This is a genomic window from Plantibacter sp. LMC-P-059a, from assembly GCF_030209505.1.
Lineage (GTDB): Bacteria > Actinomycetota > Actinomycetes > Actinomycetales > Microbacteriaceae > Plantibacter.
The window spans coordinates 179,769-194,668 of sequence record NZ_JARVRZ010000001.1 but is presented as its reverse complement, the minus strand read 5'-3'; the positions used below and the strand labels follow the sequence as shown (position 1 = coordinate 194,668).

Here is a 14,900-nt window from a genome sequence, read left to right as displayed (position 1 = left end):
TGTCATCGTGCGCCCCCTCGATCCGCGACTGCTCCGCTATGCCCGGGGAGCCAGGTCGGTCCTGGCCCTCGGCGCGGTCATCGCCCTGGTGCAGACCGCGTGCACGCTCGGCTTCGCCTGGTTCGTCGCCCAGCTGGTGTCCCGCTCGATCGCCGGCGATCCGATCGACGAGCTGCTGCCGTCCCTGTGGCTGCTGATCGGCATCGTGGTCCTCCGTTCGGCAGCGGTCCTGGCCGCGGACGCCGTGAACGCCCGCGGTTCCGCGGTGGTCCGGAGTGAGTTGCGGCGCGCGCTCGTCGGAGCGTTCGAGACGCTCGGTCCCGGCTGGGTCTCCCGGCGCAGCTCAGCGGCGCTCACCACGGTGGCGGGCCGTGGCTTGGACGCGCTGGACGCGTACTTCGGCCGATACGTGCCGCAGCTCATCCTCACCGCCATCGCGATGCCGATCATCGCAGCGGTCATCTTCCTGCAGGATCCGATCAGCGGGATCACGGTCGTCGTGACCCTTCCGCTCATCCCCGTCTTCATGATCCTCATCGGGTTCGCGACACAGGCGGTGCAACGACGCCAGTGGGACACCCTGGCGCACCTGTCGCGCGGATTCCTCGAACTCGTCGCGGGCATGGCGACCCTGAAGCTCTTCGGTCGGCAGCATCGACAGGTGGCGCGGGTCCGATCGGTGACGGAGGAGTACCGCGTCGAGACCATGAAGGTGCTGCGGTTCTCGTTCATGAGCGGATTCGCCCTCGAACTGCTCTCCAGTCTCGCCGTCGCTGTCGTGGCCGTCGGCATCGGGCTCAGGCTCCTCGACGGCTCGCTGCTGCTCGGCACCGGGCTCTTCGTCCTCATCCTCGCCCCGGAGGCCTTCCTGCCGCTGCGGAACGTCGGCGCGAACTACCATGCCGCGGCGGAGGGGGTCACCGCAGCCGAAGAGGTCTTCGAGATCCTCGACGAGGCGGCGGTGCTGTCCACGCAGGCCACCCCGGGCGGGTCGGCGAGCGCGGTGTCGACGGCGGGCCACCGGACAGAGTCGGCCCCGGGCCTCGAGCTCCACGGGCTGGGCGTCCGGTACGGCGACCAGGTGGTGCTCGACGCACTCGACGCCTCCTTCCCCGCCGGGACGATGACCGCGGTCGTCGGGCCCAGCGGCGCGGGGAAGACGAGCATGGCTTCGGCGATCCTCGGCTTCGTCGAGGTCGGCGGAACGATCCGGCATGACGGCGTCGAGGTGGCGCCGATGCCCGCAGGCCGACGTTGGTTGTCCTGGGCAGGTCAACGCCCCGCCCTCATCGCGGGAACCGTCGGCGACAACGTGGCGCTCGGCGACGAGACGCCCGACGACACGCTCATCGCCGGGTCGCTCTCGAAGGTCGGACTGGCCGCGCTCCCGCTCGAGCACCCGATCGGCGCGGTCGGCGACGGGGTCAGCGGTGGGCAGGCGCAGCGGATCGCGATCGCGCGGGCGCTGTATCGCCTGGCGCGCACCCCGGCCGACGCCGGGACGCCTGTCCTGCTCCTCGACGAGCCGAGCTCGGCGCTCGACTCCGCGTCCGAGGCGCTCGTGATCGACGCGGCGCGTGAGGCCGCCGACGCTGGAGCGGTGGTCATCGTCATCACCCACCGCCCCATGATCAGCGAACGCGCCGACGCCGTGTTGGAGATCGCCATGCGGGCCTCGCGCACCCATGATGAGCCGGCGGTGCTCCATGGATGACCGCGTGAAGCAGATCATCCGCCTGGCGCAACCGCCCGCGCGAAGCTTCCTCCCAGGGCTCCTCGCCGGCATCCTCTCAGCCGGAGCGGCCGTCGCCCTGCTCGCCTCCAGTGCGTTCCTCATCACCAAGGCCGCCGAGCAACCGTCGATCGTCGAGCTCGGCGTCGCCGTCGTCGGCGTCCGTGCGTTCGCCCTCGCGAGGGCGTCGTTCCGGTACCTCGAACGACTGCTCAGCCACGACGCGGCCTTCCGCCAGTTGTCACAGTTGCGCGCCGGGATGATCGAACGGGTCATCCCCGTGGCTCCGGACGGCCTGCAGCTCACCGGGCGAGGCGATCTCCTCACACGACTCGTGACCGACGTCGACGAGTTGCAGAACGTGCCGTTGCGCGTCGTCCAGCCGCTGGTGGTGTCGGGGGTCATCGCGGGCGCCGCGGTCATCCTGACGACCGCGCTGCTCCCGGCAGCGGGGATCGCCCTGGCGGTGTGCCTCATCGTCGCGTTCCTCGTGTCGTGGCTCCTGGTCAGTCGTGTGGCCGCACGAGCCGAACGTGACCTCGCCCCACTGCGCGGCGCGCTCTCGGAAGCGCTCCTGGACCTCGTCACCGGCTTGGACGTCCTGACGGCGTACGGTGCCGTCGGTGCTGCTCGAGCCAGGATCGAGCGGGCGGACGCGGCGCTGACGCGGGCCATGGTCCGGCGGGCGGCCGGAGCCGGCGTGGCCGGAGCGGTGCTGGCGCTCGCCTCGGGCTCGGCCGTCGTCGCGGCGCTGTGGGCGGGCATGCCGGCCCTCGGCGCGATCGGCGGACCCGCGCTCACGGTGGTCGTGCTCGTCCCGCTCGCCGTGTTCGAGGTCTGTTCGATGGTGCCCCTCGCGTTCGGCGCCTGGCGCGAGGCGGTCGCGAGCGCTGAACGGGTGGCGGACGCGGTCCCGAGCACCCGCCCCGCGGAGATCCCGGACGAGGGCGCCGGCGTCGCCGAGCTGCCGGTGTCCGACGGGGTACTGCTCGAGGTCGAGCACCTGAGCGCGCGCTGGCCAGGCGATGCGCGGCCCGCCCTCGCCCCGATCAGTTTCCGGCTGTCGGCAGGGGACCGCCTGCTCGTCGAGGGCGACAGCGGCGCGGGGAAGACCACGCTCGCTCACGTGCTCGTCCGCTTCCTCGAGTACGAGGGCCGGTATCGCGTCGGCGGTGTGGAGGCCCGCGAGATCCGGGCGGACACGCTCCGTGAGACGGTCGGGCTCGTCGAACAACGACCGTTCCTGTTCGACGCGGACATCCGTCAGAACCTGCTCTTCGCCCGCGACACAGCGGACGACGCAGCGCTCGAAGCGGTGTTGGAGCGGGTCGGGCTCTCGTCCTGGCTGGCGGAGCGCGGCGGACTCGACCGACCGGTCGGGGAACACGGAGCGCTCGTGTCCGGGGGACAGGCGCAACGGATCGCCCTCGCTCGGGCGCTCCTCCGTGAGTTCCCCGTGCTCGTCCTCGACGAGCCGACGGCCAACGTCGATCCCGAACGGGCGAACGCGCTCCTGGAGGACCTGCTCGGCGCCGCGGGTTCGGACGGCCGCGCCGTCATCGTGATCTCCCACACCCCGGTGCCGGCAGCGCTGGTGACCGACCGACTCCGGATCGTCGCCCCGCCGCTGGCGACGTTCGGCTGATGCCGACGTCCCGCGAGCGCCGACAGCTCGTGCTGCCGAGCTGGTGTGAACCGGAGGACGTCTTCCGCCGGGTGTTCGCCGACGACCCGTGGGCGTGCTGGTTGGACTCCGGGCAGGGGGCAGAGACCGGCGTCAGCCTGATGGGCAGAGGCACGGAGCGGCTCGTCGCCGATGCGGTCCTCGGCACGGTGGAGCACGTGAGCGTCGCATCGCGATCGACCGTCCGTCGCGGCTCGCTGCTCGAGTCCCTGCGCGCGCTCCGTGCAGGCGTGCCAGGGGATCCGGGCGACTGGGTGGGGTGGTTCGGATACGAGTTCGGGGCCGGGCTCGTCGGCGCACCGGCTCGTGAGGCCTCCCTCCCCGCCGCACTGATGCTGCGTGTCGACGACCAGGTGCGGTTCGACCATGCGGCCCGGACGGTGACCGTCTCCTCGGCGGATCCCGAGTGGCTCGCATGGGTGGCGGAGCGCGTACAGGACCGGTCGCCGCTGCCGCGGATGGTGCCCGAGGCCGGCGGAGTCTGCCTCCCACGCCATGCGGACCGCGCGTACATCCGGCTCGTCGAGGCCTGCCAGGAGCACATCAGGCGTGGCGACGCCTATCAGCTCTGCCTGACGAACACCCTCCGGGTCCACGGCGTCCACGATCCGCTCGCCACCTACCTCCGTCTCCGGGCGATGAGCCCGAGCCATCACGGCGGTCTCCTCCGCTTTGGACAGCTGTCCCTCGCGAGTTCCTCGCCGGAGCAGTTCCTCGACGTCTCCGCGGACGGCCGGGTGCGGACCAGACCGATCAAGGGGACACGTCCGCGCGAGGCGGACCCCGTGGCCGACGCTCGGCAACGCGCGGAGCTCCTCGCCAGTCCGAAGGAGCGGGCGGAGAACCTCATGATCGTCGACCTGATGCGCAACGACCTCTCCCGGGTGTGCGAGCTCGGTTCGGTCGCCGTCACCGCCCTCCATCAGGTGGAGAGCTACCCCCAGGTGCATCAGCTGGTGAGCACCGTCGAGGGCCGACTCCGGGCTGGGCTCGACGCGCTCGACGTCGTCGAGGTCGCGTTCCCGGCCGGCTCCATGACGGGCGCGCCCAAGCGGCGCGCGATGGAACTGCTGTACGAGCTCGAAGCGGGACCACGTGGCGTGTACGCAGGAGCCTTCGGGCTGCTGGCCGCGGACGGATCGCTGGATCTGGCGATGGTCATCCGCTCCATCGTCATCGATCCGTACGGCGCATCGGTCGGCACGGGTGGCGGCATCACGGCGCTGTCCGTCCCCGAGGAGGAGCTCGAGGAGACCTGGACCAAGGCGGCTGCTCCGTTGCGCGCCCTCGGCGTCGGGCGGCCGGGGCCGGAATCCCGGTAGGCTTGACCGTTGGACGGAGCGCCGCCGCGCGCTCCAACCCGACCATCCTGCGGCCGAGCGCCGTGCGAGCGACCCACGGGTTCCACCCCAGCACCTGCAGTGATTGAGAGTGACGTGTCAGACGAGCGCAACCCCGACGACCGCCGCGACGGCGAGCGGTACGACTTCCAGGCGATCCAGGAGAAGTGGCTTCCCGTCTGGGACGAGCTGAAGCCCTTCGCCACAGCCGATCCGGCCGACAAGCGTCCCCGGAAGTACGTCCTCGACATGTTCCCCTACCCCTCCGGCGACCTCCACATGGGCCACGCGGAGGCCTTCGGCTTCGGCGACATCGTGGCGCGCTACTGGCGTCACCAGGGCTTCAACGTGCTGCACCCGATCGGTTGGGACTCCTTCGGGCTCCCCGCCGAGAACGCGGCGATCCAGCGCGGGGTCGACCCGCGCGAGTGGACCTACGCGAACATCGCTCAGCAGAAGGCGAGTTTCCGCCAGTACGGCCCGTCGTTCGATTGGGACCGTGAGCTGCACACCAGCGACCCGGAGTACTACCGCTGGAACCAGTGGCTGTTCCTCCAGCTGTTCGAGAAGGGCCTCGCCTACCGCAAGGCGAGCCCGGTCAACTGGTGCCCGAACGACCAGACCGTGCTCGCCAACGAGCAGGTCGTCGACGGCCACTGCGAGCGTTGCGGTGCCGAGGTGACGAAGAAGAAGCTCACCCAGTGGTACTTCCGCATCACCGACTACGCCGACCGCCTGATCGACGACCTCAACCAGCTCGAGGGCACCTGGCCGGCCAAGGTCCTCAGCATGCAGCGGAACTGGATCGGCCGGTCGAACGGTGCCGACGTCGCGTTCAGCATCGAAGGCCGTGACGAACCGGTGTCCGTGTACACGACGCGTCCCGACACCCTGTACGGCGTGACGTTCATGGTCGTCGCGCCCGACTCGGAGCTGGCCGCCGAGCTGGTCGCCGACGCCTCCGACGAGGTCAAGGGACGGTTCCAGTCCTACCTCGACAGCGTCAAGGGTGAGAGCGAGATCGCCCGCCTGGCGACCGATCGGCAGAAGACCGGCGTCTTCCTCGAGCGGTACGCCGTCAATCCGCTGAGCGGGGAGCGTCTGCCGATCTGGGCCGCCGACTACGTCCTGGCCGACTACGGGCACGGGGCGATCATGGCGGTTCCCGCGCACGACCAGCGCGACCTCGACTTCGCCCGCGCCTTCGACCTGCCCGTGCGCGTCGTGGTGGACACCACCCAGCCGGTGACGGGTGCCATCCCGATCATCGTCGACGGTGAACTGCCGGAGGACCTGCCGTCGATCGACCCCGCGAAGACGGGTGTCGCCCTCACCGGCGAGGGACGCCTGACGAACTCCGGCCCCTTCGACGGCCTGAGCAAGTCGAACGCGATCCCGAAGGTCACGGCCGCGCTCGCGTCGAGCGGTCTCGGCGCGAAGACCAAGAACTACCGTCTGCGCGACTGGTTGATCTCCCGGCAGCGCTACTGGGGGACACCGATCCCGATCATCCACTGCGAGGCCTGCGGTGAGGTGCCGGTGCCCGAGGACCAGCTGCCGGTGCGTCTGCCGGATGCCGCCGGGCTCGACCTGCGTCCGAAGGGCATGAGCCCGCTGGCCGCGGCGGAGGACTGGATCAACGTGGACTGCCCGTCGTGCGGGAAGCCTGCGAAGCGGGACTCCGACACGATGGACACCTTCGTCGACAGCTCCTGGTACTTCCTGCGGTTCCTGAACCCGACCTCGGACGAGATCGCGTTCGACCCGAAGGAGGCCGACAAGTGGGCTCCGGTCGACCAGTACGTCGGCGGTGTCGAGCACGCCATCCTCCACCTGCTGTACTCGCGGTTCATCACGAAGGTCCTCTTCGACCTCGGCAAGGTGGGCTTCACCGAGCCGTTCAGCGCCCTGCTGAATCAGGGCATGGTCATCCTCGACGGCTCCAAGATGAGCAAGAGCAAGGGCAACCTTGTGGAGTTCGCGCAGGAGCTGCGGTCCTACGGAGCCGACGCACTACGGGTCACGATGGCGTTCGCCGGACCTCCGGAGGACGACATCGACTGGGCCGACGTCTCGCCGGCGGGATCGGCGAAGTTCCTGGCACGTGCCTGGCGCGTGGCGCACGACGTCACCAGCTCACCCGACGTCGCCTGGAAGGACGGCGACGAGAAGCTGCGCAAGCTGACGCACCACTTCCTGGCCGAGGCTCCCGGGCTCATCGAGGCGGGCAAGTTCAACGTCGTCGTCGCTCGGCTCATGGAGCTCGTGAACGCGACCCGCAAGGCGATCGACGGCGGTCCCGGTGCCGGCGACCCTGCCGTGCGCGAATCCGCCGAGGTGACCGCCATGGCGCTCGACCTCTTCGCACCGTTCACGGCTGAGGACATGTGGGCGAAGCTCGGGTACCAGCCGTCCGTCTCGCTGGTTCCGTGGCGCAAGGCCGACCGGTCGCTGCTCGTCGAGGATCAGGTGACGGCTGTCGTCCAGGTCGACGGCAAGGTCCGCGACCGGCTTGAGGTGTCGCCGAAGATCTCCGGCGAGGAGCTCGAGCAGCTGGCTCGCGCGAGCGCGGCCGTGCAGCGTTCCGTGGGCGACCGCGAGATCGTCAACGTCGTGGTGCGTGCCCCGCGCGTGGTGAGCATCGCCACGAAGGGCTGACGCGGTTCGGGGCGGGTCTCTCGGCTCGCCCCGAGCCCGCTCCACAAGGACCTCGACGGTGCGCTCCAGGCCCGGAGTGATGGTGAGCGAGGGGGGAGGTGCGCCCCGACTCGTAGCGTTCGGGGATGACCAGCGATCAGGCTCCCGCATCCCCGCAGATGCCGTCCGTGCGTCCATCGGCGCCCGCGCGCCTCCGACGACGACCACGGCCCGAGTTCCGAGCCGGAGCCGCCGTGGTCCTGGTGATCGCGGCCCTCGTCGTCGCGATCGTGGTGTCGACGCTCAGTTCGGGTGGCGCGGTCCGGACCATCGGCGACGCGGAGCTCTCGGCCGATACCGGCTCGGCGCCCGCGTCCTCGCCCGGCGTGACGGCTGGGTCGACGACCACCGCCAGTGAACTCTACGTCCACGTGCTCGGAGCCGTCGCCGCTCCCGGGGTCTATCGGCTTCCGGGTGGTTCTCGTGCGTTCGACGCCGTGGCGTCCGCCGGTGGGCTCTTGCCGGACGCCGACACGACCGCGGTCAACCTCGCGAGGTTCGTGAACGACGGCGAACAGTTGTACGTGCCCGTCGTCGGCGAGGCGCCGGCCGGGGGAGCCGTGAACGGTGCCGGCGCTGAGGGCCCGTCCGGAGGGCAACTCGTCAATGTGAACTCCGCCTCGGCCTCGGAGCTGACCGCGCTTCCGCGCATCGGCGAAGCACTGGCGGAGCGGATCGTGGCGTGGCGTGAGGCCAATGGTCCGTTCGCGACACTCGACGATCTGAGTGCGGTGGAGGGCATCGGGACGAAGACGCTGGAGGGGTTGCGTGCTGCGGCCACCGTCTGACGCGACCCGCGGTCACTGATCCGTGGGTGAGCGGAACGGTGCCGCGTCGCCGTGGCCGCGGATGCTCGTCCCCGCGGTGGTCACGTGGATCGGGGCCGCGATCTGCTGTGGGATGCCCGACGCGGCATGGGGCACGGCACTTTTCGCCTTCATCACTGCGACGCTCTGCCTCGTCTGCGCCGTGTGGATCCAGCGACGTGGAGCCGAGGCCGCAACTCGTGCCGACGGCCCGGGGACGACCAGAGCGACGATGCTCCTGCTGGGAGCGTGTTGCGCGGCGACGCTCGGCCTCGTCGCCGCCTCCGTCGCCGCGCACGCGCCCGACCGACAGCCGACGGCGTTGCAGGCGCTTGGGTCCGCCCAGGTGAGCGCCGAGGTCGTGGTGACCGCTGACGCGGTCCCATCGGGTTCCTCCGCCTCGGGATCACAGGTCCGGTTCGCCGCCGACCTCGTTTCGGTGTCGCACGGACGGGTGTTGCGGGGGTTCTCGGTGCCCGTCCTGGTGTTTGCGCCAGCTGAGGCGGAACGGTCCCCGCGGGTCGGGGAGCGGTGGCGGATCACGGGAGCACTGCGATGGAACGCTCCCGGCGATGCGCGCGCTGCGTTGGTGTTCGTGCGCGAACCGCCGACGCGACTGGAGGAGACCCCCGCCGCCCTCGGCTGGTCGACGTCGCTCCGGTCCGGGCTCATCGAGCTCGCCGGCTCGCTTCCCGGGCCGGGTGGCGAACTCCTACCCGGTCTCGCCATCGGCGACGTCAGCCAGGTCGGCGACGAGGTGACCGGCTGGATGCAGCAGAGTTCCCTGTCACATCTGACGGCCGTGTCCGGCGCGAACTGTGCCGTCATCGTCTGGTTGATCAGCTCAGCGGTCGCGGCGGTCGGCGGGGGACGGGCGCTCAGGATCACCTGCGCGCTCCTCGCGCTCACGGCGTTCGTGGTCCTCGTCACGCCGCAGCCGAGCGTGCAGCGGGCGGCGCTCATGGCCGCGTTCGTCCTGCTCATGGGCGGCTTCGGACGACCGCTCAGAGGCCTCGCCGCACTGGCCCTCGCCGTGATCGTGCTGCTCGTGAACGATCCGTGGTTGGCAGGGCAGTACGGGTTCGGCCTGTCGGTGCTCGCGACCGGCGGACTCCTGCTGCTCAGCGGTCCACTCACGGACCTCCTCGCCCGCTGGTTGCCGCGACGGATCGCGGCCCTGATCGCGATCCCGGCGGCTGCGCAACTCGCCTGCCAACCGATGCTCGTCCTGCTGGATCCGAGCATCCAACTCGGCGGTGTGCCGGCCAACCTGTTGGCCGGTCCGGCTGCGGCACCCGCCACGCTGCTCGGGCTCCTCGCTTGCCTCCTCACCCCGGTGTCGACGCCGCTCGCGCTGTCGGTCGCCTGGCTCGGGTGGGTACCGGCGAGCTGGATCGCCGCGGTCGCGCGGTGGTTCGCGGGGATCCCCGCGGCCCGTGTCCCGTGGCCGGAGGGACCCCTGGGCGTCGTGCTCGTCGCGATCCCGACGCTGCTCATCGCCCTCCTCCTCCTGCGGGGGCGCGAGCTTCCGGCCGGATGGAGGAAGACGATCGCCGTGGTGGTGGTGCTGTCACTGGTCGTGTTGTGCGGTCGAACGGTGGGGGTCGGTCTCGGCACCGCCTTGCACCGCCCAGGTGACTGGACGATCGCGGCCTGCGACGTCGGACAGGGCGACGCCGTGCTGCTCCGACAGGGCGGTTCCACCGCGCTGGTCGACGTGGGACCGGACCCGGAGCCGCTCCGGTCCTGCCTCGAAGGACTGGGCGTCACTCGGATCGATCTGCTCGTCCTCACGCACTACGACCTCGACCACGTCGGCGGGCTCGACGCCGTCGTCGGTCTGGTCGACCACGCCCTCGTCGGGCCGGTGGGCGATTCCGCCGACGAACGCATCGGACGGGTCCTGCGAGACGCCGGCGCGGACGTACGGCAGGCCGCGGCCGGCGACCAGGGACTCCTCGGCGATCCGCAGACCGGCGCACCGTGGCGGGTGCTGTGGCCGGACCCCGCGGCCGGTGGCATCGAGCCGGGCAACGACGCGAGTGTGGTCGTCCGGTTCGACCTCTCGGCCGCTACCGTCCTGCTGCTGGGCGATCTCGGTGCCGAGGCACAGGACCGTCTCCTCGGTCGACACACCCTGGGGCAGCCGATCGACGTCGTCAAGGTGTCCCACCACGGGTCGGCCGATCAGAGCGAGCGCCTCGCCCGCGCAGTCACTGCGGGGGTCGCGCTCGTGTCGGTCGGTGCCGACAACGGCTACGGGCACCCGACGCGTTCCGCCCTGGACCTCTACGCGGGCACGGGCGCCGAGATCCTGCGGACGGACGAGTCGGGCACGATCCTGCTCGGACCGGGGGAGGCCGGAGGGTTCCGGGTCTGGTCGGAACGCTCCGGAGCCGCCGACCCGACCGGCGTCGGCGGCCGCCGGTAGACTCGGACGGTCGAGAGGAGCCGTTGTGGCTGCACCACGTTCCGCCGGTCGCGGCAAGGCCAAGACGGCCGCCAAGGCCTCCGCGGCGATCCCGCAGCTCGGGTGGTCGGAGATCCGTCCGGCCCCGATCGTGCTCGTCTCCGGCACCGAGTCCTTCCTGGCCGAACGCGCCATCCGCCGCCTGCGCGACTTCCTCGTCTCCGAGGACCCCTCGCTGGAGGTGAACGACGTCGCCGCCGACAGCTATGCGCCGGGGGAACTCCTCACGGTCGCGAGTCCCTCCTTGTTCGGCGAGCCGCGGCTCGTCCGCGTCAGTCAGGTCGAGAAGTGCTCCGACCAGTTCCTCACCGAGGCCATCCGCTACCTCGAGGCACCGCCGGAGGGCGCGTACCTGGTGCTGCGGCACAACGGCGGGGTGCGCGGCAAGAAGCTGCTCGACGCGATCCGTTCCGGTACCGGAGGCGGTGTGGAGATCGTCTGCACCGAGCTCAAGCGCGACAGCGACAAAGCGGACTTCGCCGCGGCCGAGTTCAAGGCGGCGGGCCGACGGATCACCCCACAGGCGTTGCGCGCGCTCGTCGGAGCGTTCTCCGACGACCTCGCCGAGCTCGCCGCGGCGTGCAGCCAACTCATGGCAGACGCGTCGGCGGAGATCACCGAGCAGACGGTGGACAAGTACTACGGCGGCCGCGTGGAGACGAGCGCCTTCGACGTTGCGGACGCCGCGATCGGCGGGCGCCACGGTGAAGCCTTGCTCGCGCTCCGGCAGGCCCTCGACTCCGGCGCCGACCCCGTTCCGATCGTGGCCGCCTTCGCGATGAAGATCCGCACGATGGCCAAGGTGTCGTCGGCCCGCGGTGGCTCCGGTCAGATCGCACAGCAGTTCGGCCTGGCTCCCTGGCAGGTCGACCGAGCCCGCCGCGACCTGTCCGGGTGGACGGACGCGGGAATCGGCCGCGTCGTGCAGATGCTCGCCGAGACCGATGCCGGAGTGAAGGGCGCGACCCGCGACCCGGTGTTCGCGCTCGAGCGCCTCGTCGGTGTCATCGCAGCGCGCGGCGTCGATCCGGCCGCGCGGTAGCCGGTCACTCTCGGCGCGCCGCCGATCGGGCCGCGGCCGCCGAGAAGCTCGGGGAGCGGGGCGGGCTTCATGGGCCGCGGCTGGTTCGCTGTGCGGCCGGGAACGCGAAAGGCCCCGCACGTTCCGAAGAACGCCGGGGCCTTGCAGCTGGTGTCGCTTAGAGCGCGTTGACCTGCTTGGCGATGGCCGACTTGCGGTTCGCTGCCTGGTTCTGGTGGATGACGCCCTTGCTCACGGCCTTGTCGAGCTTCTTCGCGGCGAGCTTGAGAGCGGACTCGGCCTGAGCCTTGTCACCGGCGACGACGGCCTCGCGCGTGGCGCGGATGGCGGTCTTCAGCTGGCTCTTGACGGCCTTGTTGCGCTCGTTGGCCTTCTTGTTGGTGCCGATGCGCTTGATCTGCGACTTGATGTTTGCCACGTTGGGTCAACTTTCGGTTCGAGGAAATGATGTTCGGTGCCGTCGGACGGAAGAGGGCGTCTTCAAGCGAGTTCTCGTGTGGTCTCAACTCACACGCAAGCCAACAGGCAACATTACCAGTCAGGCCGAGTTCTGGCAATCCAGGGTACCGCAGCGCGGGTGCTCCCCGCCGTGGGACAATGAGGGTTGCCCGATTCCACCCCTGACCCCGAGGAACGCGTGAGCCCCCAAGCAGTGAAGGCCCTCGAGCCGGCATCGACCGACCCGGCGTTCATCCGGAACTTCTGCATCATCGCCCACATCGACCACGGTAAGTCGACGCTGGCGGACCGCATGTTGCAGATCACGGGTGTGGTGTCGGACCGCGACATGCGGGCGCAGTACCTCGACCGCATGGACATCGAGCGCGAGCGCGGCATCACGATCAAGAGCCAGGCCGTCCGGATGCCGTGGTCGTTGAACGGCGAGACCTTCGCGCTCAACATGATCGACACCCCCGGCCACGTCGACTTCACCTACGAGGTCTCCCGGTCGCTCGCCGCATGCGAGGGCGCGATCCTCCTCGTCGACGCCGCACAGGGTATCGAGGCGCAGACGCTCGCGAACCTCTATCTCGCGCTCGAGAACGACCTCGAGATCATCCCGGTGCTCAACAAGATCGACCTGCCGGCCGCCGACCCCGACAAGTACGCCAAGGAACTCGCCAGCCTCATCGGTGGTCGGCCAGAAGACGTGTTGCGTGTCTCCGGCAAGACGGGCATGGGCGTCGAAGAACTCCTCGACCGGGTGGTCGGCCGCATCCCGAACCCCACCGGCGACCCGGACGCACCGACGCGCGCGATGATCTTCGACTCCGTCTACGACACCTACCGCGGCGTCGTGACCTACGTCCGGATGATCGACGGCCAGCTGAGCCCGCGTGAGCGCATCCAGATGATGTCGACCCGCGCCGTGCACGACCTCCTCGAGATCGGCGTCAGCTCACCGGAGCCGACGCCCACGAAGGGGCTCGGGGTCGGCGAGGTCGGCTACCTCATCACGGGTGTGAAGGACGTGCGGCAGTCGAAGGTCGGAGACACCGTCACGACGGCGGTCAAGCCGGCGACGGACGCCCTGCCCGGCTACACGGATCCGAAGCCGATGGTGTTCTCCGGCCTGTACCCCATCGACGGCAGCGACTACCCGATCCTGCGCGACGCGCTCGACAAGTTGAAGCTCTCCGACGCCTCACTGAACTACGAGCCGGAGACCTCCGTCGCCCTCGGCTTCGGCTTCCGCGTCGGCTTCCTCGGGCTGCTGCACCTCGAGATCGTCACCGAGCGGCTCCAGCGCGAGTTCGACCTCGACCTCATCGCCACGGCCCCGTCGGTCACCTACGAGGTGAAGACCGAGGACAAGCAGGTCGTCACGGTCACGAACCCGAGCGAGTTCCCGTCGGGCAAGATTCTCGAGGTCTCCGAGCCCATGGTGAAGGTCGGCATCCTCGCGCCGAAGGACTACGTCGGCACGATCATGGAGCTCTGCCAGAGCCGCCGTGGCGCGCTCCTCGGCATGGAGTACCTGGGCGAGGACCGCGTCGAACTCCGGTACACGATGCCGCTCGGCGAGATCGTCTTCGACTTCTTCGACCACCTGAAGAGCCGCACGCAGGGCTACGCCTCGCTCGACTACGAGCCTTCGGGCCAGCAGGCCGCTGATCTCGTGAAGGTCGACATCCTCCTCCAGGGTGACCAGGTCGACGCCTTCAGTGCCATCGTGCACCGCGAGAAGGCCTACGCCTACGGCGTGCTCATGACCGAGCGGCTGAAGAAGCTGATCCCTCGGCAGCAGTTCGAGGTCCCGATCCAGGCGGCCATCGGTGCGCGCATCATCGCCCGTGAGTCCGTCCGTGCGATGCGCAAGGACGTGTTGGCCAAGTGCTACGGCGGTGACATCACCCGCAAGCGGAAGCTCCTCGAGAAGCAGAAGGAGGGCAAGAAGCGCATGAAGATGGTCGGCAAGGTCGAGGTGCCCCAGGAGGCGTTCATCGCGGCGCTCTCCGGTGATGTCGAGACGAAGGACAAGAAGTGACCGCGCGACGCAGCTCGTTCGAGGACGAGGCCGTCGATTACGCGGCGGTCGGCGCGACCCAGCGCAGTGACCTCATGCAATACCCGCCGGAGGGCTACGTCCCCTCGGAGGACGAGTTCCGGCTCGGCAGCGGTGAGGAGCGGTTCGCTCTGGCGACCAGCGCGCTGCTCACCTGGGGACTCCACCGGTCGAGCGGTGTCGAGATCACCGACGTGCACCCGGGGACGGGTGTGCAGTACGGCGGCATCGCCTTCGCGGAGGACGGCACCCCGCTGGAGCCGATCGAGACGCACGAGGAGCAGCGGTTCGCCGAGGACGGCACGCCGTTCATCACGCCGGGTACGACGGTCGTGTTCGCGGGCTCCGTCGGCGGAGAACCGCTCGTCGGCCCGCATCGCGTGATCTCCGTGACGGAGGAACCGGGGCACGTCAGCCTGGCCATCGGCACGATGGACGGCGACCCCGAGAGCGGTGAGCAGTCCTTCACGATCGAACAGCGGGAGGACGACTCCGTCTGGATCGTGGTGCGCTCCTTCTTCCGCCCGACGAAGGGGGCTGCGAAGCTCGTCGGCTCGAAGCGCCGTCGGAAGACCATGAACGACGCCTACCTGCGCGCACTCCTGCCGTCGCGCGGCCTCTGA

Annotated in this window: 10 protein-coding genes; 9 read left to right on the top strand and 1 reads right to left on the bottom strand. The window is 70.0% G+C overall.

Annotated elements, in window-relative coordinates; genetic code table 11:
• The first annotated feature begins 7 nt into the window (after positions 1–7).
• The 7 genes from cydD to holA all read left to right on the top strand — a co-directional run bounded on the left by cydD (position 8) and on the right by holA (position 11,771).
• On the top strand, positions 8–1,714 hold the full coding sequence (gene cydD / locus QRN27_RS00915; protein WP_285040370.1) for a thiol reductant ABC exporter subunit CydD: 1,707 nt from the start codon (positions 8–10) through the stop codon (positions 1,712–1,714).
• Between the two features lie 4 nt (positions 1,715–1,718).
• On the top strand, positions 1,719–3,377 hold the full coding sequence (gene cydC, locus QRN27_RS00910; RefSeq protein ID WP_350224080.1) for a thiol reductant ABC exporter subunit CydC: 1,659 nt from the start codon (positions 1,719–1,721) through the stop codon (positions 3,375–3,377).
• Positions 3,377–4,738 (top strand): anthranilate synthase component I family protein, encoded by a 1,362-nt coding sequence (locus QRN27_RS00905; protein ID WP_285040366.1) that lies wholly within the window; start codon positions 3,377–3,379, stop codon positions 4,736–4,738. Before cydC ends, QRN27_RS00905 begins: the two co-directional genes overlap by 1 nt.
• Before the next feature lie 114 nt (positions 4,739–4,852).
• Positions 4,853–7,414, top strand: a complete 2,562-nt coding sequence (leuS, locus tag QRN27_RS00900) for a leucine--tRNA ligase (protein WP_285040364.1) — start codon at positions 4,853–4,855, stop codon at positions 7,412–7,414.
• A 125-nt stretch (positions 7,415–7,539) separates the two neighbouring features.
• Complete coding sequence (locus QRN27_RS00895; RefSeq protein ID WP_285040361.1) at positions 7,540–8,241, top strand: ComEA family DNA-binding protein; 702 nt, start codon at positions 7,540–7,542, stop codon at positions 8,239–8,241.
• Positions 8,242–8,353: 112 nt separating this feature from the next.
• On the top strand, positions 8,354–10,690 hold the full coding sequence (locus QRN27_RS00890; RefSeq protein WP_285040359.1) for a ComEC/Rec2 family competence protein: 2,337 nt from the start codon (positions 8,354–8,356) through the stop codon (positions 10,688–10,690).
• Positions 10,691–10,715: 25 nt separating this feature from the next.
• Positions 10,716–11,771, top strand: a complete 1,056-nt coding sequence (holA, locus tag QRN27_RS00885) for a DNA polymerase III subunit delta (RefSeq protein ID WP_056006549.1) — start codon at positions 10,716–10,718, stop codon at positions 11,769–11,771.
• Positions 11,772–11,928: 157 nt separating this feature from the next.
• Here holA and rpsT read toward each other — a convergent pair whose 3' ends face one another.
• The gene (gene rpsT / locus QRN27_RS00880) at positions 11,929–12,189 is read right to left on the bottom strand and encodes a 30S ribosomal protein S20 (RefSeq protein WP_056006546.1); all 261 of its coding nucleotides are present in this window, start codon (positions 12,187–12,189) and stop codon (positions 11,929–11,931) included.
• Between the two features lie 219 nt (positions 12,190–12,408).
• On the opposite strand from rpsT, the gene lepA reads away from it, so the two are divergent.
• The gene (gene lepA, locus QRN27_RS00875; RefSeq protein WP_056006543.1) at positions 12,409–14,259 is read left to right on the top strand and encodes a translation elongation factor 4; all 1,851 of its coding nucleotides are present in this window, start codon (positions 12,409–12,411) and stop codon (positions 14,257–14,259) included.
• Positions 14,256–14,900, top strand: a complete 645-nt coding sequence (locus tag QRN27_RS00870) for a DUF1990 domain-containing protein (protein ID WP_285040358.1) — start codon at positions 14,256–14,258, stop codon at positions 14,898–14,900. Before lepA ends, QRN27_RS00870 begins: the two co-directional genes overlap by 4 nt.